At 43.4% G+C, this 23,905-nt stretch carries 18 protein-coding genes; 6 read left to right on the forward strand and 12 right to left on the reverse strand.

The window, feature by feature from the left end; all coding sequences use genetic code 11:
• Positions 1-56: 56 nt before the first annotated feature.
• Together BTO09_RS05115 and BTO09_RS05120 are read left to right on the forward strand one after the other, a co-directional pair.
• Entirely contained in the window at positions 57-797 is a 741-nt protein-coding gene (locus BTO09_RS05115; protein WP_087525488.1) for a 1-acyl-sn-glycerol-3-phosphate acyltransferase, read from the forward strand.
• The gene (locus BTO09_RS05120; RefSeq protein WP_087523744.1) at positions 784-1,440 is read left to right on the forward strand and encodes an HD domain-containing protein; all 657 of its coding nucleotides are present in this window, start codon (positions 784-786) and stop codon (positions 1,438-1,440) included. Before BTO09_RS05115 ends, BTO09_RS05120 begins: the two co-directional genes overlap by 14 nt.
• A gap of 1 nt (position 1,441) precedes the next feature.
• On the opposite strand, the gene BTO09_RS05125 is transcribed toward BTO09_RS05120, so the two are convergent.
• The 9 genes from BTO09_RS05125 to BTO09_RS05165 form a co-directional block, all read right to left on the reverse strand.
• Positions 1,442-3,454 carry a hypothetical protein gene (locus BTO09_RS05125; RefSeq protein WP_087523745.1) on the reverse strand — a complete coding sequence of 671 codons (2,013 nt, stop codon included), beginning with the start codon at positions 3,452-3,454 and terminating at the stop codon, positions 1,442-1,444.
• Between the two features lie 112 nt (positions 3,455-3,566).
• Entirely contained in the window at positions 3,567-5,546 is a 1,980-nt protein-coding gene (locus tag BTO09_RS05130; protein ID WP_157663429.1) for a hypothetical protein, read from the reverse strand.
• A 139-nt stretch (positions 5,547-5,685) separates the two neighbouring features.
• A complete protein-coding gene (locus BTO09_RS05135) occupies positions 5,686-8,688 on the reverse strand; it encodes a carboxypeptidase-like regulatory domain-containing protein (protein ID WP_087523747.1) in 3,003 nt (1,000 codons plus the stop codon).
• 101 nt (positions 8,689-8,789) lie between these two features.
• Positions 8,790-9,857 carry a PA0069 family radical SAM protein gene (locus BTO09_RS05140; protein WP_087523748.1) on the reverse strand — a complete coding sequence of 356 codons (1,068 nt, stop codon included), beginning with the start codon at positions 9,855-9,857 and terminating at the stop codon, positions 8,790-8,792.
• A gap of 84 nt (positions 9,858-9,941) precedes the next feature.
• Positions 9,942-10,724: an enoyl-CoA hydratase/isomerase family protein gene (locus BTO09_RS05145; protein WP_087523749.1), complete on the reverse strand. Its 783-nt coding sequence runs from the start codon at positions 10,722-10,724 to the stop codon at positions 9,942-9,944.
• Entirely contained in the window at positions 10,711-12,147 is a 1,437-nt protein-coding gene (locus BTO09_RS05150; protein ID WP_087523750.1) for a PAS domain-containing sensor histidine kinase, read from the reverse strand. The genes BTO09_RS05145 and BTO09_RS05150 overlap by 14 nt, the downstream gene beginning before the upstream one ends.
• Positions 12,148-12,234: 87 nt before the next feature.
• On the reverse strand, positions 12,235-12,774 hold the full coding sequence (locus BTO09_RS05155) for a CopD family protein (protein ID WP_087523751.1): 540 nt from the start codon (positions 12,772-12,774) through the stop codon (positions 12,235-12,237).
• 2 nt (positions 12,775-12,776) lie between these two features.
• Positions 12,777-13,979 carry a S41 family peptidase gene (locus BTO09_RS05160; RefSeq protein ID WP_087523752.1) on the reverse strand — a complete coding sequence of 401 codons (1,203 nt, stop codon included), beginning with the start codon at positions 13,977-13,979 and terminating at the stop codon, positions 12,777-12,779.
• Positions 13,972-17,070, reverse strand: a complete 3,099-nt coding sequence (locus tag BTO09_RS05165; protein ID WP_087523753.1) for a glycosyl hydrolase — start codon at positions 17,068-17,070, stop codon at positions 13,972-13,974. Before BTO09_RS05165 ends, BTO09_RS05160 begins: the two co-directional genes overlap by 8 nt.
• Before the next feature lie 334 nt (positions 17,071-17,404).
• Here BTO09_RS05165 and BTO09_RS05170 point away from each other — a divergent pair, with 334 nt between their 5' ends.
• Genes BTO09_RS05170 through BTO09_RS05185 form a run of 4 tightly spaced genes read left to right on the forward strand, consistent with a single transcriptional unit; the run spans position 17,405 to position 20,430 of the window.
• On the forward strand, positions 17,405-18,013 hold the full coding sequence (locus BTO09_RS05170; protein ID WP_087523754.1) for a hypothetical protein: 609 nt from the start codon (positions 17,405-17,407) through the stop codon (positions 18,011-18,013).
• Positions 18,014-18,024: 11 nt separating this feature from the next.
• The gene (locus BTO09_RS05175; protein ID WP_087523755.1) at positions 18,025-18,798 is read left to right on the forward strand and encodes a CPBP family intramembrane glutamic endopeptidase; all 774 of its coding nucleotides are present in this window, start codon (positions 18,025-18,027) and stop codon (positions 18,796-18,798) included.
• Positions 18,799-18,851: 53 nt separating this feature from the next.
• Entirely contained in the window at positions 18,852-19,268 is a 417-nt protein-coding gene (locus BTO09_RS05180) for a hypothetical protein (RefSeq protein WP_087523756.1), read from the forward strand.
• 4 nt (positions 19,269-19,272) lie between these two features.
• Entirely contained in the window at positions 19,273-20,430 is a 1,158-nt protein-coding gene (locus BTO09_RS05185; protein WP_087523757.1) for a hypothetical protein, read from the forward strand.
• Here the strand turns inward: BTO09_RS05185 and BTO09_RS05190 are convergent.
• The 3 genes from BTO09_RS05190 to BTO09_RS05200 form a co-directional block, all read right to left on the reverse strand.
• Positions 20,427-21,806 carry an MATE family efflux transporter gene (locus BTO09_RS05190; protein ID WP_087523758.1) on the reverse strand — a complete coding sequence of 460 codons (1,380 nt, stop codon included), beginning with the start codon at positions 21,804-21,806 and terminating at the stop codon, positions 20,427-20,429. The genes BTO09_RS05185 and BTO09_RS05190 overlap by 4 nt on opposite strands.
• Entirely contained in the window at positions 21,807-22,850 is a 1,044-nt protein-coding gene (gene hemH, locus BTO09_RS05195; protein ID WP_087523759.1) for a ferrochelatase, read from the reverse strand.
• An 84-nt stretch (positions 22,851-22,934) separates the two neighbouring features.
• Positions 22,935-23,819, reverse strand: coding sequence for an AraC family transcriptional regulator (locus BTO09_RS05200; RefSeq protein ID WP_087523760.1), 885 nt, complete (start codon positions 23,817-23,819; stop codon positions 22,935-22,937).
• Positions 23,820-23,905 lie beyond the last annotated feature (86 nt).

The following is a 23,905-nucleotide window of genomic DNA, read 5'->3' on the forward strand; positions in this document are numbered from 1 at the left end:
AAGAAAAAATAAGACCACGTTTTAAAACGTGGTTTTTTTATGCCTAATTTTGAGCTATGGCCAAACTGATTTCCTATCCTATATCTGCCATTTATTACTTGGTCTTTGGGCTGACCTTGGTGATCTTTCATCCGATCCAATGGATAGCGCTACGCGTTTTTGGTTATGGCGCCCACAAAATCACAGTAGATTGGCTCCAATTTTGGATCATGGCTGGCACAGCCATACTCGGTACGCGTTACAGCTTTAAAAATCCTTATAAAGACAAAATAGGTACAGACAGGCCCTTGATCTTGGTTTGTAATCATCAAAGCTTATACGACATTCCTCCGCTTATCTGGTTCTTTAGAAAACATCATGTGAAATTCATCAGTAAAAAATCACTAGGAAAAGGGATCCCGTCGGTTTCCTTTAATCTAAGACATGGAGGCAGCGTGCTTATAGACAGGAAAAATGCGGCCCAAGCAGTTGCGGCCATCGCTCAATTTGGAGAATATATAGAAACCAACAAGCGCGCAGCGGTGATCTTCCCAGAAGGCACACGCAGCAGAAATGGCCAACCCAAACCGTTCCAAGCCAAGGGACTGCTCACCTTGTTCGATACAATTCCATCTGCCCAGATAGTTCCGGTGACCATAAACAACTCCTGGAAGCTGTGGCGTTACGGTTCGTTCCCTTTAGGCTTGGGCAACAAACTTTCCTTTTTGGTTCACGAACCCATCGTTTTAGAAATGGTCTCCGACAGACAGGCACTAATAGCTCAGCTAGAAAAAACAGTACACCATGCCCTTAAATGATGCGCTAATTACCAAAACCATTGCATTTGTAAAGGCAGAGCTTCTTGGTGCAGAAGGTGGTCACGACTGGTTTCACACCGAACGTGTCTACAAAACGGCCCTAGCCATAGCCGAACAAGAAAAAGCCGATCTGCAAACGGTGGCTCTTGCAGCACTTTTACACGATATAGCCGATTCTAAATTTCACAACGGAGACGAATCCATTGGGCCCAAAAAGGCAGAAGAATTCTTGTTGCGGGAAAAATTGGACTCCGCAGCGATCGATGCAGTGGTGAATATTATTAAGCATATTTCCTTTAAAAACTCCTTAGAGGAGAATACTTATGACACCCTAGAGCTTCGAGTGGTACGCGATGCCGACCGCCTAGATGCTATTGGAGCTATCGGGATAGCGCGCGCCTTCAATTATGGAGGCTTTAAGAACCGAGCCCTCTACGATCCGCAGATCGCTCCCAAACTCAACATGAGCAAAGAGGAGTATAAGAAAAGTACGGCCCCGACCATAAATCACTTCTACGAAAAGCTGTTGTTGCTAAAAGACCTTATGCATACCAAAACCGGCCGCCAAATGGCAGCCGGTAGGCATGAATTTATGCAAATCTTCTTGTCCCAATTCTATGCAGAATGGGAAGGTAAGCGCTGATCTAATTGGTCAGTTGCTCCAAGGTTATTTTTTTGTCTAGATCGGACAGATTAATAGTTCTAACCTCTTTGATCTCTTCTGGCGTAGCGTAATTTCTATAGATGGTGTATTTCAAATAGGTCGGATTGATAGATGCCTGCGGATTAAGCGACTCTAAATTGATGAGCCACTGGCCTGCTTCTGCATCGTCTATCTCGAACTGTTGAATGGCATAACCACCTCTATAGGCGAGCTTCATAGCTTCTAAATTGTCAAAACGCGTTTGCTTGTGGGTAAAGAATTTCCCCTCAGGGCTTACGAACTGTAGGTCAAATTCGGCAGCAGGATCATTCCATTCAAAGACAATTCTAATATCTTTCTTATAGCCCACATTGAGCAACCTGTTAGGCAATGACTTATAGTCTACTTTGTCTTTGTAGTTAGCCAATAGCTGTCGCATCTCGGCTTCTGCAATGGCCTGAACTCCGGAGAAATCCAGCGCCGGATAATCGTTGTCTAAAATGAACTTATAAAGTTCAAAAGCCTTTTGAAATTCACCGGTTTCCTTATACATATAGGCCAGATCTCTGTAGCTCTGTGCGTCGTTTGGTGTTAGTATTGCAATGCGTTGGAATACACTTTTGGCCTCGTGGATTTGTCCTAACTCTTGCAGGCGATACCCAAGACTCTTTAAGGCTTTAGGGTTGTTTGGAGCCTCGTTCAAGATCTGCTGAGCTATTTGTGCAGCAAAATCGACATCCCAAGCCTCAAAATATTTGGAGGCATTCAGATAATACTCCACGCCGTAGGCATTGGCTAAGGCGCTTTGTTGTTTGTATATAGCAACAGCCTCATCAAAAGATGTTGCCGTATTGAGCTGATTCATATACTCGCTTTTGGTAATGTCTTCTGCTACCAAAACACCTTCTGTATAATCGTTGTTCTTTGCTTTGAGGTTTTCTAAACGCTTTTTGGCGCGCTCCTCATATTTGCCCAATGCAGCCGCATAGGTTTTGGTCTCTATGCGGATCACTCCGTTTCTACCTAAAGTCCCATAACGAACCCCTCCAATAACACTTGGTATGGTGGTAATGCTATAGATGTTTTGCACATCTATGGGAGGCACCTGATTCGGTCCTTGTTCGTAAATGACCTCATCGATCACAATGATGGGCAAAGAACTCCCTGTAATAGAAGTTGCAATAGAACGGTTAAAGCCATAAGCCGGATTTGGCCCCCACATATCGTAGACAAATACACCTGGCATTTTTATGAGTACTTGTCCAATATTGGTGTAGGCCGGCAAAATTTGCTCCTCTGTGATCTGCCACGCGGAATACCCTAGGGCATCGAAATCTTTGGTTCCGATTGAAGTGTTAATGCTTCTAGATCCTATACGCTCTTTGCGTTCTTTTTTAGCTCGAAGCTCTACCTCTTCCAACAATTCTCCATCGGTCTCTAAATTGATCTCCAAACTAGAATTACCCGCCACCAACTCTTTTGGATAAGTGGTTAGATAATCCACACGCAATACATCGCCCGGTAAAGCATCTATGGTAAATCGACCCAGATAGTCTGTTTTCACTTCATTATAACTTCCTTTTACTCGAACCACCGCGCCTTGAACGGGCTGGCCTTCTGTCATTACAACACCTCTAACACCTTTTGCTTTTGCATCTGGTTGTTTCATGGTTTCTTTGCTGATGGTTTCGTTGTAAGGATTCAGATACAGTATGTTGTTGGCTTCTAAAAGATTGTAAAAGCGTTCCATACTCATGGTCTTAGAAGCGTAGCCAATCGCCGAGATCTCTATCTGATCTTGCAAGCCGATCTGTTCTTCTATGATCTGAAGTTTAAAACTCCCATCTGCCTGGGTGACCGTTCCGTAATTTCGGTTTAGAATATTAAGATTCACGAACTCTACGGGCTGCTGTGTTTGACCATCCAACACATAGGCATCAACATAGATAACGTTCATCTGTGCCCACATGGGAATGCTTAATAAAGCAAGGAAAATAGTAATGATCTTCTTCATAGGTTTTAATTTTTAAAGTGATGGGTGACAGGCCGGGAACGTAGGTGATTCCCGGCTTGTAAACCCAGACTCCCTCGGGAGTCAATGCTGTAAATTTCTGCTTAGTCGCGGCCTAGTAGCGCAACTGCTTAAGGGTCACTTTTTGCTTGAGGTCTGACAGATTAACGAGCCCAGTCTCTTTGGTCTCATTGCTCTTGCCATAGTTGGTGTAGACTGTGTATTTCAAATACACCGGATTAATACTGGCATCTCCTGCTAGAGATTCGATATTGATAAGCCAGTTTCCGCTTACACTGTCGTCTATCTCGAACTGCTCTATCGCATATCCTTTGGTATACTCGTCTTCCATCTGATCTAGATTGTCAAAACGTGTATGCTTGTAGGTGAAGTATTTTTTTGTCGGATCTACGAACTGAATATCAAATTCAGCCGCCGGATCGTTCCATTCGAACACAATTCGGATATCGCGCTTCCAATCGGTTTGCAGCAAAGAATTTGGAAGGTCTTTGTAATATACCTTGTCTTTGTGGTTAGCCAAAAGCTGACGCAATTCGGCCTCGGCCACCCCTTGGATTCCGCTAAAGTCAACACCATCGGTCTGATTGGCCAAGATTCTCTTGTATAACGCAAAGGCTTTGGTGTACTCGCCGGTTTCTTTGTAGATATAGGCCAGATCTCTAAAACTCTGCGCATCACTTGGATTTAAAAGTGCTAAGCGCTGATAGGCTGCTTTAGCACCTTCCAGATCGCCCATATCTTCCAAGCGATAAGCTAAGGTTTTTAGCGCCTTGTCGTTCTTAGGTGCGATATTCAAGATCTCTCGTGCCACCTCCGCAGCAAAATCCATATCCCACTTCTCGAAGTACTTAGAAGCATTGACAAAGAAGTCTATACCATAAGCGGCAGAATTTGCCAGAGAACGCTGCTGATCGTAGATCGATTTGGCTGCTTCAAAAGAGTTAGCCTGATTCAATCTTGCGATATAATCACTCTTTGGGAGATCATCGATCATTACCAAAGATTGGTTGTAATTGTTTCCGGTAACCAAGGCCGTTTCTTGTTTGGCCTCCGGCTTATAGTCTCCTTGTGCGGCGGCATAGGTCTTAGTTCGAATGATTATCACACCATTTCTTCCTAAAGTACCATATCGCGTTGAACCAACTATTCCAGGAATAACTGTCATGCTGTATACATTGTTTATATCGAGCAATCCATTTAATCCGCCTGGACCAACTTGGTCTGGTCCGTAAACCATGTCGTCTATTACGACTGCACGTCCGTTACTCAAGTTTATAGAGGTAGGATTAACTACGCCAATGGTAGGTAATCTCAATAAGGCTTGTTCAAAGGTCAAAGCCCCAGCCGAGATCTCGTCGTAAGTGATCTGTGCTGCGCGATAGCCAAGACGATCGAATTTCTTCTTGCCGTAAGCCGTTTCAATGTTTCTGTCTGACAGGAACTCTCTTTTCTCTGACTTTAAGGTCACCTGTTCTAGCAGTTCTCCATCAACAGTTAAAGCAATGTTCATGTTTGGCTGAGCGCTAACCTCCTTAGGGAAGGTTGTCAAATAATCCACCTGTAAAACATCGCCAGAAAGCGCGTCGATCTCGAACTTTCCGTCTGCGTCGGTCTTTACCTGTTTGTAGCTTCCTTTTACACGAATGGTCGCTCCTTGGATAGGTGCGCCCTCTGCCATCACCACTCCGGTAACGCCTTTAGCTTTACTTCCTTGATTGGCGCTTTTAAGGGTTTCTTGACTTATAGATTCGTTGTAGGGATTCAAATACAGGATATTGTTCTTTTCCAATAGGTTGTACAAACGCTCCATAGACATGGTTTTGGGCGCATAACCTAAAGCGGCCAGCTTGATCTGGTCCTGAGGTCCAATTTGGTCTTCAATGATCTCTAGATGGAATTTACCATCGGAAGTAGTAATGGTACCCATATCACGGTCCAATACATTGATATTTACAAATTCAATGGGTCGTTGTGTAGATCCGTCCAAGACATAGGCGTCTATGGTCACCACATTCATCTGAGCTAACATCGGTAAACTCAGCAGAGCTAAAAAATAAGATAAAACTGTTTTCATAATAGCAACTTTAAAAGTTATCACTGCATGCACAACTAACTGATACCTAAGATACAACGCAAATGGGTAAAAAAGTAATCCCCGATAGAAATTAACGTTTGTTTGTGAGCAGAATTTACGGGCGTTGAGCGCCTTTTGGCTAATAGTAGAAACTATCTAAAGTCACCTTACTTGTTTGTTGGTACAATTTTATCAATTTGGTGCGGATCTGCTGCTGATCTGTTCCGTAATCGGTGTACACGGTATACTTCATATAAGACGGATACAACAAATCAGATTCGCCTAAGTGCTCCACATTGATCAACCACTTACCGGATCTATTGTCGTCTAGAATGAATTCCTCCATAGTAAAACCAGCTTGAGCTTCTTCTAACATCCGCTCTTTAGCCAGAAATGGCGTATGTGACCATTGGTAGTATTTCTTCTCCGGATTCACGAACTGCAGCTCAAAGGAAGCGTTTGGATCCGTCCATTGGAACACCAGGCGCAGGTCGAGGTCAAAGTCGGCCTTAAGTAAACTTGTTGGTAGATCCTTATAGCTAATTCGATCCTTGTGCTGTGCCACTAAATGTTGTAGCTCGTGCTCAAGCAGTCCTTGCGTTGCTCCTAGGACTAAACCATCTATAGTTCCAGATAATAGTCGTTTATAGACCTCAAAGGCCTCCTGATATTGCCCATCTTGCTGTAGCGCCAAGGCCAGATCGCGATAGCCTTGTACCTGAGTGGGTTCTAACGCAATGATCTGTCGGTGTAAACCAATGGTCTGATGTGCAAAACCATAGGACTCCATGGCATAAGCCATAATACGCAGCGCTTGAATATTATTCGGCGCTACTTCTGCCAAGCTGCTCAAAATGGCTTTAGCGTAGCCTGCATCCCATTTTAAGAAGTATTCAGATACATCGACAAAATAGCTAATGTCCTGCTTATAACGCTTGCGTTGTGACTGGTGAATCTCTTTGGCCTGCTCAAAACTTGAAGCTGTGTAAAGCGATTTCAAGTATTCGGGTATCACTGCCCCAGAATCCAAGCTAGGTAAAAGCACCTCTTGATAATCGTTGCCGGTAACCAAAGCAGAGGGCTTAGTCTCTGGCGGAGCTCCGGTAAGTGCAAAGGTTTTGGTCTCTATTCGAATGGCGCCGTAGGCGGCTATAGAACCGTATCTGTTGGTCGCTGCCAAACCTCGGAAAATGGCAACATTATCGATATTCTGTACATCTATAAACGGCCGTTGGTCTTGGGTGTAGATTATGCCGTCCACAACTATTACAGGCAAACTGCTGTTAGAGATGGAAGAGGCGATACTTCGTGTAAAGATGAACTCTGCATCATCACCGAAGCCTATTACCTGTACACCCGACAATCCGGCCAAAAGCTGGCTCAAATTGGTGTAATAAGGAGGAATATCCTCGGCAAGGATAAAATCCGCAGCAAAACCAAGCGCCTTTCTAGACTTTTTCCCATAAGGTGTTTTGATATCGTCTTGGTTCTTCTCAGCCTCAATGACCACTTCATCCAAAAGCTCGCCATCGGTCTCTAAAAACACGTTTAAAGAACCACCCTCAGGGACAACTACTTCCTTGTCCAGCATGCCCAAAAAAGAAACCACCAAAACATCTCCACTGTTGGCATTGATCTTATAATTACCTTCTGTATCGGTAAGCACTTGATTGTAGGTGTCCTTTACCCAAACCTTGGCCCCTTGAATGGGACCAGAGGAAGCGGTGACCTGCCCTTTCAAGGAAAGCTCTTCACTGCGCTGCGCATAAACCACCTTGTCATCAACCTCGTTGAGCATGAGTCCTAGCCCCTCTTTCGGATTAATTCTACTCAAATCGATATAATGTCCATCGGCGTACAAAGAGAGGTCTTGTAAGGCAGTATGATTGGCCTCAGCTTGACTGTTTATACTGAAAATTGGGATGTTAAGCGGTGATAAGGGTGGGCCAAAGACAGACTCACCGTCTGAAAAGAAGAGTATGGTCTCTGCATTGAAGTTATTGTCCTGCAACACCTGCTCAAATCCAGAGCCTCCAAAATAAGTGCTGCTCTTTAAATAAGCTAGTATTTCACTGCAATCCTCACAATTAAAATCCTGATTTTCTTGCCATCCGGCTCCAAAACGGATAACCCGAACTTCTTTAGCTTTCACTGCTTTCAAGTAAGATTCCAGCAGGTCGAATTCCTCATCAAAACTTCTGCTAAGCTGCGAAAGAGAAGCATCCCAATAGATGGTGATACGCTCCGGGTCTTCTCGGGCTTCACTCTTATTACCCGAACCTGTCGGAACGGAAGCGATCAAATAAAAACCCATACCAGTATCGGAATAACGTTCCCATTTATCCTGGCTAATACTTCGGGTATAGGCCACTCCTCGCTCGGCACTTGCAGCTATGGCAAATTCTATCTTATCGCCATAGACCTCTACCAATTCAATACTCACCACGATATCTTCGCTCACATAGATGTTGTAATCTGTTAGTGGAATTGCCACAGCCCCGATGTCGGACTTAAGGGTGTAAAAGATATTCTGACTCAGTAGGTTCTTGGCCGGATAGCGCTTTTGATAATCATAGATATTAACCCGGATCTTTAAACTGTCTGCCTGGTTCTCTACCACATCGAACTTCAAGGTGTCCAAACGGGTGTTGTCTTTTTTAATGCGAACCCGAGTTGCGATCTCACCACCCAAGCCTTCTTTGTCTTTCCAATAGCCTAAAGTGGCTCTGGTGCGCATAATATTGCCTATCTCTATCGTTTTGCGCTTGTCGTTGGTCAAAACCACCTCATCTAAACTGTAAGTCGTCGGATTGAGATAAATGATGTTATTCTTCTCAAGCAGCCCGTAAAGATCTACAAGTTTAAAGGTCTTGGTCTGATAACCCAGGGTCGAGATCTGTAGCACGCCGTTCAGGCCAATTTCTGCCTCGTCAAAGTTCAATCGAAACTTGCCATTCTCATCGCTAACAGTCCCAACTCCCTTTTCTACAAAGCCAATATTGGCAAAGGCAATTGGCGTATTTGTACTCCCATCCAATACATAGGCATTGATGGTCACCTCCATAGGTTTGGACGTGTTTTGAGCCCATGTATCTAAAACGAATAACACGGCCACGATAGCAAGAACAAGCTTCTTTAGCATATTCAATAGGTTTAGGTTTAGACGGGGAGTAACCGGATTGGTTTAAAAATACAGAAATTTAAACTCCAAACCATTGGCTTTAACGCGGCGCTAAGAAAATGCTAGAACAGCTTGAGTTGATTCTGGTAAGGATTGGAGAACAGGTCTGTTCTCAGTTTAGGTTTTTCTGCGGATGGAAAATACTGCTTCTTGGCCAAGGCTATCAGGTCGTTGATCTGCTGAGCTATGGCACCTTGACCTCGCATTCTAAGTCCAAATTCAGAGCTGTTCACTTGGCCACCATGACAGTCCGCTATCTGATTCAAAATACGTTCTGCCCGATCTGGCATAGCAGCCTTTAACCAAGCAGAGAATATCTGCTCCAGCTGACCGTTTAGTCGGACAATTGTATGTCCTATACGCATGGCTCCGGCATCTGCTACAGTTTTTGCCAAAGGCAAGATCTCATGCGAATTCAAGGATGGGATTATCGGAGCCATCATTACCATGACAGGAATATTATTCTTGGCCAAGGTCTCTACCGTTTGTAAACGTTTCTTTATAGTAGCTGTTCTGGGTTCCAACAAGCGTCTGGTCTTTTCAGATAAGGATGTAATAGAGATCACAACTTGCACTAACTCTTGGTCTGCTAGGGCCTTTAAAAGATCCAGATCTCTTAACACTAAGGAATTCTTGGTGATGATCCCTACAGGATGTTTCCAATCTAATAGGATTTGCAAACAGCGACGGGTTAGTTCGAACTTCTTTTCTGCAGGTTGATAGCAATCTGTATTACCCGAGAACACAATAGGACTTGGCTCCCACTTCTTGCTCTTTAGTTTTTTTATGAGCAGCTCGGGGGCATTCTTTTTAACCATGATAACTCGTTCAAAGTCCAATCCGGCGCCATAGCCCCAATACTCATGAGAGTTTCTAGCATAGCAATACACACAGCCGTGTTCACAACCTTGGTAGGGATTCGCCGAGAACTCCATACCTACGTCCGGGCTATTCACTGCGTTGACAAAACTCTTTGGATATACGGTAAGATACCGGGTTTTGTTAGATTCGAACGCTTCTTCCTCTTTGCTGCAATACTCTAAAAAGTCATCCAGCCACTCGTGTTTTTCGGAGGCGAATTTGTTGTGGACACGCTCTTGCGCGCCCCGACCTTTGAGATGAACTTGCATGTACTTTAGTGGGAATTACTCCAACCAAAATACAAACTAATTTGGAATATTTCCAAATTTTAGGATTATTTCCTAAATCAATGCTTATTTCCCTGGGAAGATCGCCTTTCTTTTTTCCAAAAAGGCTTGAGTACCCTCTTTAAAGTCGGCAGTGCCAAAACACTTTCCAAATTCGGTGATCTCGGTGTCAAAACCGTTCTCACCTTCTTCATAATTGGAATTTATTGCTGTAATAGCTGCCGCGATAGCAACAGAAGAATTGGTCATGATCTTACCGGCAATCTCGTGACACTTTGGGATCAGCTCCTCTTGCGTTGTCACGTGGTTCACCAAGCCGTATTCTAAAGCCTTATCGGCTTTGATCATGGTAGCAGTCATGATCATTTCCATAGCGCGACCCTTGCCTACAAGTTGTGGTAATCGTTGGGTTCCACCATAACCGGGAATAACTCCTAAAGAAACTTCTGGTAAGCCCATGCGCGCGTTGTCACTTGCTAATCTGAAGTGTGCTGCCATGGCGAGTTCAAGCCCTCCACCAAGTGCAAAACCATTGACTGCTGCAATTACGGGTGTAGACAAATTAGCCACAAAGTCAAAAAGTAAAGCTTGTCCGCTGCTGGCCAGTTTTTCGCCTTCAGAAACGGAGAAATCGGCAAATTCACTTATATCAGCTCCAGCCACAAAGGCCTTTTCGCCAGCTCCCGTTACTATAATGACTTTGACATCTCGGTCTTCATCCGCAGCTTTAAAAGCCTTGTGCAACTCTGCAATGGTCTCTGTGTTGAGCGCATTTAACTTGCTCGGACGGTTAATGGTAATGGTGCAAACACCATTTGCGGATTCGCTTAGAACGTTATTGTATGACATGATTGCTTGGTTTTTCAGTAAGTTTCGGAAAGCGCACCTCAAAAACGGTTTCTACGCCTTCCTCACTTGTAAAATTAATACTTCCCCCGTAGGTTTCCACAATATTTTTGACCATAGCCAGACCCAGTCCCATACCACTGCTTTTGGTGGTGAACTTCGGCTCGAACACGAGCTCCTTGTTGGCTTGTGATATACCAACACCATTATCGCTTACGCGGATGATGGCGTCTTCACCTTCGGTGAGCACACGCACAAAGATCTTTGGGTCAGGTGTATTGACCAGCGCCTGAGTACTATTCTTGACTAAGTTGGTCACCACACGAATGAGTTGTGTTCTGTCAAAGGTAGCGATCACTTCCTCCTGGTCGGCCTCGAAATAGATATAAGACTCATTGAAGATATCCAAGGCCAATTTGGTGATCTTTACCACATTGAGCGTCTCGTCCTTTTGAGCCGGCATCTTGGCATAGGTTGAGAAGGCAGAAGCAATAGAACTCATGGTGTCTATTTGCTGTATCAGTGTATTGCTGTACTCTTTTACTTTTTCTTTTATGTCCGGATCATTTGGGTCGAACTTACGCTCAAAGCTCTGAACAGAGAGGCGCATAGGCGTAAGCGGATTCTTGATCTCATGTGCAACTTGTTTGGCCATTTCTCGCCAAGCGGCCTCGCGTTCGCCTGCAGCCAATTTAGCCGCACTGATCTCCAGTTCGTCTATCATGGCATTGTAAGATTCTACCAGATTGACTATCTCCGGACTGGTATCGTCTGTTACAATTTTCTCATTCCTGATGCCCAGAGAGGTTTCCGTCATCTTTTCACTGATAGATTGCAGCGATTTGGTGATGTATTTGGATAGGAAAAAGGCCAAGAAGATCGCGATGCCTAACATCAGCAGATATACTTGTGCTAAACGCGTTAAAAACTCTACCAACTCACGGCTGATAAAATCGTCTTCCTCTATATAAGGAAGGTTTAAAATAGCAATGGGTTTGAATTTATTGTCTGTTATGTAGGAGTAGGACGAGCGAAATCCACGGCCGTCTTCGGTGAACTTTTCCACGTATTTCTTAGTGGCAGAATTCTGCAATCCCGATAAAGCCTCCGCAGGAATTTGTACCCTAGTAGTATCGCGCATCAAAGAAGCCTTTGAGCTTTTGAGCAATTTCCCTTCTAAGTCATAGATATAGACCTCTAAGTTATGAATGTCTTTGATCTCGTAGATCTTGGTGCGGAATATCAGCGATAAATTCTCGGTCTCAACCGGATAGGTCGTTGTTTTAAGCACATAATTGATACTCGACTTAATGGCAGCCTCTTTGCGCTCTAAGCGCTCGGTGTGATAGTCTTTGGCCTCTTCGCTGTATTGGTAAATAGAAACCGCAGCAATAAGTACAGAAGCTGCTATTACCAACAACAACATGGAAAGGAAAATACGTGTTCTTAGGCTGAGTTTCACCGGGCTTGGAAGCTTTTAATCTATGCTGAAACTACAAATATTAGACCAGAATCATTCTTTTTCGGCCCTATATCTTTTGTAGAGTTTGAAACCCATCATTAAGAAAAGGGCAAATACAATAAGACCCAAGGTGCCGTAAATCCAATTCACGGCATTCTTTAGGATCACCAAAAACACAACAGCAAAAAGTATTAAAGTGGCCCCTTCATTGAACAAACGCATAAAGTTGGAGCTGTACTTGACCCTATCGGCCTGAAGGTCTTTGTATATTAAATGACATTTAATGTGGTAAGCAATAAGCGCCACGACAAAGCCGAGCTTAACTTGCATCCATGCATCTGTGATATAAAATGGGCGGATGGCCAAGAGCCAGATCGCAAAACCAATGGCCAAGAACATAGAAGGCCAAGTAATGATAAACCAAAGCCTTTTGGCCATGATCTTAAGCTGGTCTCCTAGGATGGTCTTATCTGGTTCGGGTTTCTGTGATGCCTCAATTTGATACACGAATAACCGGACTATGTAGAAAAGGCCGGCAAACCAGGTGATCACAAAGATCAAGTGTAATGCTTTTATATAATTGTATTCCACGTTTACTTGTTAATCAGAGCAAGAGCTTTTGTTAACCACGCATCATCTGTGGTAAGTAATTCTTGTGTGCTCAGCATCACTCCAGGTAAATAGTCCTCTCGCGGTGTACCATCTACATGATACAAGCGTTCAAAGGTAATGTTTAATCCGTAGTTTGAATTGGGCAAATTAATCGAATAATTCGCGCCTAGAAGTCCCGCCATAGAAGTCCCGATCACAGTATTGTTACCAAAAGCATCTAAACCAATGGTCATACCTTCTCCCATACTTCCTGTCCAATAGTTCACCAGAACATAAACGGGCTTGTCATACGTTTTGCCACGGGGCTCAACCACTTCTGTCCATCGTTTATCTTCAGATACACGATAATGGGTCTGATACGGTTTAGGCTCCGCAGTGAATCTGCCTAAAATAGGCATCCCCACATTAGAATCACCTCCAGAGGGAGTGTTGCGTAGATCCAGTATAAGTGCTTTAGTGCCCATCAGCTCATCTAATGCATCATCGAAAACCTTAATTAGATCGGTATTGCCCAAGGAATTCTCCACCCGGATATAACCAATGTTATCATTCAATATCTCATGAGATAATAGCCCTGACTCATTCTTAGGGAACTCACAAACACCGAGATCTATTTGAATTGTTTCTCCATCTCTTTGGACCTCAATGATCCTTGGTTTGCGATAGTCTCCGGCCATCAACACATTTGCTGCATTGTACAGCTGTAGATCTCGGGTCTTATCACTTACAAAAAGTCCCAAGTATTTTTTGGCGGCTTCCACGGCTGGAGTGCCATTAATAGTGCGGATAATATCACCTCTAAACACCAAGGAACTAGCCTTGGAGTTTTGTCTTGTTTCCAAGACCACAATGCCGCTTCCTCCCACGGCCACTTTAAGATCCGTTCCGCTTGGTAGTAGTCGTTGACTTAAATCTGTATTGATTAATAAATGGGTATGCGGATCACCGAGTTCTCTAAGCACGGCTTCTAAGAACAAGGTATAATAATAGGGCTGAGAAACAGTGTCAGTAAGTGGTCTGTAATGTGCTTTTACCGCATCCCAGTCGGTTCCCTGGCGGTCGAAATAAGCGTAATTCTTATCGATCTCGTTCCACAGAAAATCAAAATCGGCCTTAAAATCTTGCTGCGCCTTTAGTAGAGGCGCAGCAGTTAAAAAAAGGTATAAGGTTAAAAGCTTATTCATCAGCCACAAAGAGATAGTTCAGATTTAAGCTATTGAACGCAGCATTAAAATTGGCGATCTCTTGGGTAATGAGCACATCGAACTTGTTCAACTCTTCGTTAATAAGAGCAGTAAGCTCATTTTTTACCATAATATCTTGCTCTGTCGGCGGGAAATCATCCATGCCTACCAAGGAGTTCAAGTGTGCCAATTTGTTGGTCAATTTGATCGGGAAGTTCAAAGGATCTTGCCCGGAACGGTTCTTGGTCTGATACAAGGCCTTCTCGATCTCTGAGAATTGCTCACTCAAGGTCTTGGCCTGCTCCAACAAGTCTGCAACGCGATCGTCTCCTTTGTATTGCTTTTGGAAGGCTTCCAATTGCTTGTTTACATTTCTAATCTTCTTGATAGCCTTATGCGCTTTGTCTACTGTCTCGTTAACATCGTTAATGAAGTTGAATTGAGCGCGCATTCCTGCAATGTCGGTCTCTGCGTTCTCATCTGGCAGAATATTGAAGGTTTTCACTTGACTTTCACCGTCCACACTCAAGGCAACTTTGTAAGTTCCAGGTACAGCTTTAGGTGCATTGGTACTTGCCCACCATAGGATCATTCCTTTGAGGCGTTCAGCTCCTTCTCCACGCATGTTCCAGGTAAAGAGGTTGCTGCCGTCTGAAACCTTCAATTTATTCTTTGGGTCTTTGGTCCCGTAGCTCATAATGGTATCTCCAGCTTGGGTCATATAACTCAAACGAATGTCTTTGTCTTTCGGATCTTTTACATAGAAATACGTCATTACTCCACCTGGATGGTTTGCACCTTCGGTAAGAGAACCAGCTCTTCCTCCTCCACCCATACGATAGGTATCTTTAGGTTGGAACAACATGGCATCTGCCTTGGTTGCCTTAGCAGCCTGACGTAAGAAGGTTAGATCGTCAATGATCCACAAGCTGCGCCCTTGAGTGGCTACAATAAGGTTGTCTTCTTTTAAGGCCAAATCCGTAATTGGAACAATAGGCAAGTTCAACTGGAATTCTTGCCAAGAAGCGCCATCGTTAAAAGAAACATACATCCCAGTTTCCGTACCTGCGTATAAGAGTCCTTTTTGCTTCGGATCTTCACGCAATACGCGCGTGAAATGCTCTGCAGCAATTCCGTTGGTGATCTTTTTCCAGGTCTTTCCGTAGTCGCTGGTCTTATATAAATAAGGTGCAAAATCACCCGTTTTGTACTTGGTTCCGGCTACATAACACACAGCTGGATCAAAGCGCGAAGGCTCAATGCTATTTATCATCATCCACTCCGGCATACCTTTAGGAGTTACGTTCTCCCAAGACGCTCCTCCATTGCGAGTAAGGTGTACCAAACCGTCGTCAGAGCCAACCCACATCAGACCTTCTGTAACTGGCGACTCCGCTGCAGCGAAGATGGTACAATAGTATTCTACAGAGGTGTTGTCTTGCGTAATAGGACCTCCAGAAGATTTTAATTTCTCCGGATCGTTTCTGGTCAAATCCGGAGAGATGATATCCCAGCTTTGTCCTTCATTGGTAGTAACGTGTACATGGTTGGAGAAGGTGTACATTTTCTTCGGATTGTGTGGAGAGAAGATGATCGGGAAATTCCACTGGAATCGGTATTTCATATCTTCTGCACCGTGACCCATAGGGTTGTCTGGCCATACACTTATACTTCGGACAGTACCTGTTTTGTGGTTGTAGCGCGTTAAGAATCCGTCGTAGCTACCCCCATAAACAATGTCGTTATCTAGCGGATCTATGGCAATATGGGCACTCTCGCCTCCAGCCGTAGATTCCCAGTCGTCTTCGCCTATGCTAAAACCTTCATTTCTGTGATTGATTCTTATGGTTGAGTTATCCTGCTGTGCCGCATAAATTCGATACGGGAACGCATTGTCTGTAGTCACGCGATAGAACTGCGAGGTAGGCTGATTGTGATACGTACTCCAAGTTTCACCGCCGTCATAAGACACTTGTGCCCCGCCATCGTCTCCGATGATCATACGCTTCGGATCCTCTGGTGCGATCCACAGGTCGTGGTGATCGCCATGAGGAGCATTATAGGTATTGAAGGTCTTACCTCCATCAGTACTTTTATGATAACGTACATTGAGTACGTATACCAGATCCTCGTCTTGAGAATCGGCATAGATACGTGTATAATACCAAGCGCGTTGTCTTAGTTTTCTTTCGCTATTGATGTGACTCCAAGTTGCCCCACCGTCTTCTGAGCGATAAACACCACCCTTATCTTTATTCTCAACTATAGCCCATACACGGTTTGCGTTAACCGGCGATACAGTAACTCCAATGATCCCTAAAGTATCTGTAGGGAAGCCTGGATTCTTCGATATCTCTGTCCAGGTCTCTCCGCGATCTGTACTTTTCCAAAGCGCAGAGCCATCTCCACCACTGCTCAAGCTATATGGTGTTCTGCGTACATTCCAAGTTGATGCATACAAGACTCTCGGGTTGCTAGGGTCTATGGTCAGGTCTACAGCTCCGGCATCGCGGTTAGCGAACAGGACCTTTCTCCAAGTCTTTCCGCCATCTGTACTTTTGTAAACCCCGCGTTCGTCGGTTGGCTTGTAGATGTTTCCCATGACCGCGGCGTAGACCACATTGTGATCGTTCGGATCAATGGCTATTCTGGGAATATGGCGACTCTTTTCTAAGCCCATTTGTTTCCAAGTCTTTCCGGCGTCGACGCTCTTCCAAACGCCATATCCAGAAGACACATTACCGCGAACAGTTTTCTCTCCACCACCAACGTAGATCACGTTCGGGTCACTTTCTGCTACTTCGATGGCACCGATAGAGCCTCCAAAGAAGCCGTCAGAGATATTCTTCCAAGTGCGGCCTCCGTCATTGGTTTGCCAAATTCCGCCTCCGGTGGCTCCGAAGTAAAATAAATTAGGTTTTCCGGGAACACCGGTCACCGCAGCGCTTCGACCGCCTCTAAATGGACCTACTAAACGATACTCCATGGCATCGTAAATAGCTTGGTCTACTTGGGCAAGGGATTCGAAAGGAATTGCTACAAAAACGAGTGAGAGTGCGAGCAGTGCCGCACGGATCTTTGCGTAAAACATCAGGATGGTTTTTTGGTTTACGTAAAGATAACCAAAATTAAGCCCAACAATTTTCTAAGAAGCTGTTAAAAAAGGGGTTGACTAGCGGCGGTCTTTAGGAGATGTCAATTCATAAATTTTGCAACAAATACATAAATATGGATTTCTTTGGCTTGGAAACCAGCACAATAGGGCCATACATTTATCATCCGGCCAAAAGAGAAGGCTGGGCTAACTATTTAAAAGACACTGACAATGACATAAGCGCTCAATCACCGAACCAATAGGTTGCTAGGCATCCAGGTTCCCGCAATTCAGGCGAAAAGCCAAAAACTAATTAAACAATCTCAATATTATGAAAATCAATGTACGCATGTTCATAATGTTACTCCTCTGCACCTTTTTAAGTACCAATAATTTTGCACAAACACCGCAAAAGAATCCTACAATTATCAACACGCAAAAAGCTGGTAAACTAGAAGCCCTCTCTGCTTCAGAATTTGCTAATTCCGTGGTTGCAATTCAACAATTAGAGCCATTTCAAGGAAAGCCAAAATCTTACAAGGCCCCCTTAGAACTTTTGGTGCTGAATTTTCACCAATCCAAAAAGCTGCTGCCTGTTTACACCTTTGGTGGTATCACCTATAATGACGACGGAAAATATCTGGACAAAGTTGCGGGAGATGGGATCTTTACCTCAACCAAAGCCGTTTATGTCAAAGCAGATGGAGCCTTGCCAAATCGCAGATATCTTGCATCGCCAGATTTTAAGTATAAGGCGGCTATGGACGATTACTTGAATGGCACTTACGGAATAGCGAAGACAGGTATAAAGATCAGTTGTGAAACCAGAACCGTAACTTGTCCTGAAACTAATTGGTGGAACTCTTGCTGGCCCTTTTCTAGCCCATGCCAATGTGTAGAGTTCTACGACTGTGAAATTGAAGTTGAAATTGAATTTTAAATACCATTAGCATGTCAAAGACCATCCGTATCGTTATCGCAATATTGATCGTGAAATTAGTTTTATCGCTCTTTCTTTTCAGCTTAGACCTGAGTGAGAGCACAGACAACTTATACAAAGCAATAATCCGATACGGAATGGTTCTTTTGACCATTTTAGCCATTAGAAAAACAAAGGTTTGGCCCTATCTGAAAAACAGCCTTCTATGGACTGTAATTGCTTCCGTTTTAGTTATACTAAGCTTTTACGAAATGCAAGAGCTGTTAGCCACATACAAACTAGCTAATCAGACTAACTCTAATGCCCTCTATCTAGCAAAATGTCTAGGCACTGGGTTCTTTGAAGAGCTTTTGTTTCGCGTGCTTTTGTTCTCTGGTCTATTTTATGGAGTCTTTAAACATAAACCGATCAAAAAAAGGTATTTCTGGTCCATGCTTTGGGCGAGTATTGGTTTTGGACTAGCTCATTTAACAAATCTGATCAATCCAGAAAATGAATTAATTGGAATAACTTCTCAGATCATATTCGCTTTCTTTTTTGGGTTAGTGTTCCAAGGTATATTAATTCGATTTCGATCTGTGATCTTGATTGGCACACTGCACGGATTGGTGAACTATTTCGGCTCGTATAAATCAAATTTAGGAATACCGGTCCAATATGAAGAAACTGCTCTTACTGAAGACTTGATAAGCCTAGGTACGCTAACTTTGGTTTGCGCTGTTATCAGCATTCCACTGACCATACTGTTAACGCGAAAAGCAATGCAAAAGGGGGCTATAGATTAACCCTTTTGAATCCTTACGCCTGTAACAGGCTTTAATCTTAATATCATTTTATTATGAAAAACCACATCTTAGTGGCCTTGGCGTTTTTTGCCTTGGTCCAACATAATTATGCGCAAGCTGCTCAGGTCCAATTTGGGCGCCACGGAGCATGCAATACCGGTCGCGGTATTTGCGCCATCACCACTGAAACTAATAAATCACATAGCAATGCCAGCCTGTTAAAGCTGGAAGGGCATGTAATTCTCAGAATACACACCGAGCAGTTGGATGCTAGCTCTAAGTCGCTACTAACAGCAAGTATTATTGCTTCATCACCCGGCTATCTAAAAATAGAAAAGAGTTTTCAGCTCGATCAAGACTGCCAGACTAAGCTGCATGAACTAGGTTCCGATATAAGCATGCTCAATGCCCGTGATTACCCCATCAATGTCAAGCCAGGACAAGTAGACATCTATCTCACAAAATTATAAGATCATGAAAGCACTAATTGTTTTTACCTTACTCCACTCCGCCTGTGTCAACCCTGCAAGTGCTACAGAGATAAATGCACCACCAGGTCTTAGTTTTGAACGTATCCTAGAGGCGCTTGAAATTGAAATTAACAGAATTCAAACGAGCTATTTACCTGAATACAAAACCTTACAAATTGGCATAGCACAAGTCCGCAGTGAAATGCAGTACGCCCAATCCACGGAACAACTGGTAAAGCTGATCTACAGAAAAGACCACCTTTTAGAGCTCTTAGATATTACCAAGCAGTCTGAATACGCGGATATAAGTAAAGTTCGATATTTAAAAGGCCTTCAGTTAATTCGCTTACTCTACGAGAAAATGTTGGCTTTAGATCATCATTTCGAAGCCGTGACCACGCTAGGAGAGATGAGCGCCATGGCTAACCCCAATACCTATCCGGTGTTCAATGAGCTTAAAGGAATTCTCAAGCAAGAGAACAAAAAGACTAGTTTTGAGTTGCCATCATTGTTAGGAGATAACATTTACACTTCCATAGTCCATTCTGTGGTGTCTCTTTTTAATAGCAATCAGACCAAAAAAGAGAAAGAAGCTGCAATAAAAGAGATTGAATGTATCCTAGATTTTAGCTTAAATATGCATCAGGATCTAAACACCATTTACTTTGAAACCGCTTTTTTAAAATCCAGTAGCGATGGCCTATTAGAAGGCTTGGAAGAACTTTTCAGATCCTACACTTTGCCAATTGGATATAAAAAATCCTTGGAACAATGCAGGAGCTTAGACGATTGGGATGCACTAAAAGAAGCACTAGACAATTACCTATCTCAAATGCATGAAGCGATAGCCGACGCTAGTAAAAGCGACAAGGCGTTTAAGCTGCAAGTGAATTTAGAGTTTAGCATAGATAGACTGTTGCAATTCATAACTCAGTACAACAGTTTTATCGATCAAGGAGCAAAGTTTTACAAGAAGTTCGCCATTATGCTCAGCAGTTATGAAAACGAAGCTTTCTGCAGAGGTCAAATTCCCGGAGAGTTTGCTGTGCTAAAAGAAAAGATCAATAACTCGATAGACAAGTTTAACAACGCTTATAAACCAGCAGAGATCAATGGCAGCAAATTAAAAGAAGTGCTTTACGGACTCAACGAATACGATTAGGCCGAATCTCGCATTTTCCGTACGGCGGCATGCAAGAAATAGCCCGTGACCACAGTAGCCAATATATCGGCTATTGGAAAGGATATCCAAACGCCAAATACCCCCAAATAGGTAGGTAGGATCAAGATCAATGGGATTAGGAAAAAGCCCTGTTTAGTGAGGCTCAATAAGAGAGCAGGTACTGCTTTTCCAATTGCCTGAAAGTAGCTTGCGCCAATGAGTTGCACTACAATGATCGGAGTTGCTGCAAACACCCAGCGCAAGGCGTTTGGAGTTCTTTCTAAGATCTCCGCATTGTTCAAAGCTGTTTGGGCATCGGCATTTGTTCCGTTACCAATGAAAACGGTTACGATCTCTGTTGGAAAGGTCATTATAATCGCAAATATGAGCACAGCTAAGGCCCCAGAATATTTGATAGAGGTATTAATAGATTCTCGAACTCTCTCGAATTTTTGCGCGCCATAATTGTAGCCCGCAATGGGTAAAAATCCTTGGTTAACACCAATAACAGGAAAGAGCGCAAACATAAGCATGCGCGAGATTATTCCGTAAACAGCCACATCCAAATCATCGCCATAACGGATAAGTACATTGTTTAAAAGTATGGTCAAGACAGCAATAACGCCTTGTCTGGAGAGCGTCACAAAACTCAAGGCATTGATCTCGTTAACAATATTGCGTTGCAAGAAAAAGGAACTCCATTTTATTCGCAGCTCACTTTTTACTACAAAGAACCAGAGAATGAACCCAAAACAGATCGCATAACTGATAAATGTGGCCCAAGCTGCACCTTCCATCCCCATATCGAAAACGCGAATAAGCAGCCAGTCCATAAAGATGTTTCCAACTGCGGGTAACATCATGGCATACATGGCAAACTTGGGCTTGCCTTCTGCACGGATCACATTGTTGCCCATCATACACATGGCCAACATCACGATCCCATACAACACGATATTGTAATAAGTAAGCGCTAGCTCTTTAAAAGATTCTCCCGCCCCAAAGAAACCAATGAGATAATCCTGAAAAACAAGACCGAGTATGGCCAATATCCCAGAAGTGAAAAAGGTCAAGGTGATCTGATTCCCAAAGACCTTTAAAGCCTTTTCATTGTCTCCAGCTCCAAGAGCTCTTGACAAAACAGATCCGCCACCAATCCCAACAGCCAAACCAATAGCTGCTATAAAAAAGGTAACTGGTATAACAACGGTGATTGCAGAAATGGCTAATGGTCCTATCCATCGACCCACAAAAATGGTATCGACTATCATGTTCAAGGACATCACCAAAATACCAATAGAAGCCGGAACCGCCTGTTGTATCAGCAACTTACTAATAGGGGCTGTGCCCAGCGCTTTGGATTTTCTGTTAGCCATCTAGGCGATAGCAGTTTTTAGATCGGCTATGCGCCAATGTTCTATCCAGTCGGCCAAGAGTTTGGCCCAGTCGTCGTTGTCATTCAAACAGGGAATTACAGTAAAATCCTCGCCGCCTACTTCGTGGAAGATCTCCTCGCCTTCCATGGCGATCTCTTCTAAGGTTTCCAAACAATCACTTACAAAAGCAGGAGTCACAATGGCCATTTTCTTGGTCCCTGCCAAGCCCATTTTCTCTATGGTTCTATCGGTGTAGGGTTGCAACCAGGGGTCAAAACCTAATCTGGATTGAAAAGTAGTGGTGTAGGCATCTTCTTTAAGACCTAGATATTCCGCGACCTGTCTGGTAGTTTCATAGCACTGGTGACGGTAACAAAAGGCATGTGCAGCACTTGGTGTCTTACAACAACTACCGTCTATTTTACAATGTGAATTTGTCGGGTCGCTCTTGCGAATATGTCTCTCCGGAACTCCGTGATAACTAAATAGCAGATGCTCATAGTCACTGCCTTCTAAGCCCTTTTTAATGGATTCCGCCAAGACTTTGATATAGCGCTTGTCGTTGTAAAAAGGGTCTAAAGTGTCCACTTGTAAATTCGGAAAATGTTCCTGACGCAGCTCCTCTACCTTAACCGTAATAGTTTCTGTAGTTGCCATGGCAAACTGCGGATAAAGCGGAATCACCAAAACCTCGTCCACACCTTGATCCACCAATTGTTGCATGCCGTCTTTTATGGTCATACTTCCGTATCGCATGGCTAGAGCAACAGGAATATTCAAATGGTCTTGAACTTTGACCTGTAGGCGTTCGGAAAGCACTATGAGGGGCGAACCTTCTTCCCACCAGATCTTAGCATACGCTTCTGCGGATTTTTTAGGTCGGGTATTGAGTATAATTCCACGTACCAAAAGAATTCGAGCCCAACGCGGAACGTCTATCACTCGTGGATCCATTAAAAACTCGTCCAAATATCGCTTTACATCTTTAGGGTCTGTACTATCTGGGGACCCTAGATTCACCATTAAAACACCTTTCTTGCTCATGATATTTTTTTGCGAAGTTAAGCCGCTGTTGGCCTTGACTTTAGTTTCTGTTCTACTATTTGACAATAGATTAATCGACTTCCTTTATACTGTTTGACCCATGGTAAACTTCTTCGGAGTGGTTCCGTAGCGCTTCTTAAAAGCCGCTATAAAATGTGAAGCAGTGCTATAGCCCAATTTTAGGCCAACCTCGTTGACATTAAGCGTCCCTGACGCCAATAATTGCCGTGCTACTTCCATTTTATACTCCAACAAAAAGCTAAACACAGAATCTCCATAGATCTGTTTAAAACCTTCTTTCAATCTATTGATGGGCATTTGAACCTCATCTGCTAATTCCTGCAAACTCGGGGGTTCGGCCATTCGCTTTATAATGATCTCTTTAGCCTGCTTGATCTTATTCACATTAGCCTCACTTGCCAAAAAAGGACATTGTGCAATATCCAATTCCTCTGGCTTGTTGAAATACAAACTCAAAAGTTCATAGGCCTTAGCCTTAAAATATAGAGGCTTTACACTCGGATGCAGATTGAATTGCAACAACTGATTCAAGGCAACCGCCATAGAAGGAGTGATCAAGGTCTCTTGATAGTATTTCTGCTTGCTGTTCTCTTCGGAGAGAAAAGTGATATAATTTGCCTCGTTAGAAAAGAAACTATGCAGCTTAGAAATAGGAACAATTATAGAAAGCAACCAAGAATTCGCATTCAAGGTTAGGTTAATAGGCAATTCCTTTTTTGGATTATAAAGCAGGATCGCTTTTCCCTCTGATGCAGGAAAAGTATAGGTATTGTTGTTGAACTGAAAAAACCCGCTCCCTTTTACACAGAAGTGAAACTGCAAACAGTCTTGGCGTACTTCTCTGCTATAGAATGCATTAGCATCTTCTTCATTCAGGAATTCCAGAATATAAAAACCTGGATCTATACCTGTTTGCTCATAAATGCCGTTAGCGACACTTTTTTCCATTTTGCGTTTTTTGTATTCTTTAATTATTTAGACTGATTCTAAATAAAGAATTGATATTTATCATATCTCAAGGCCCAAAAATAGTG

It is taken from the genome of Gilvibacter sp. SZ-19 (assembly GCF_002163875.1).
In the GTDB taxonomy this organism is placed as follows: Bacteria; Bacteroidota; Bacteroidia; order Flavobacteriales; family Flavobacteriaceae; genus Gilvibacter.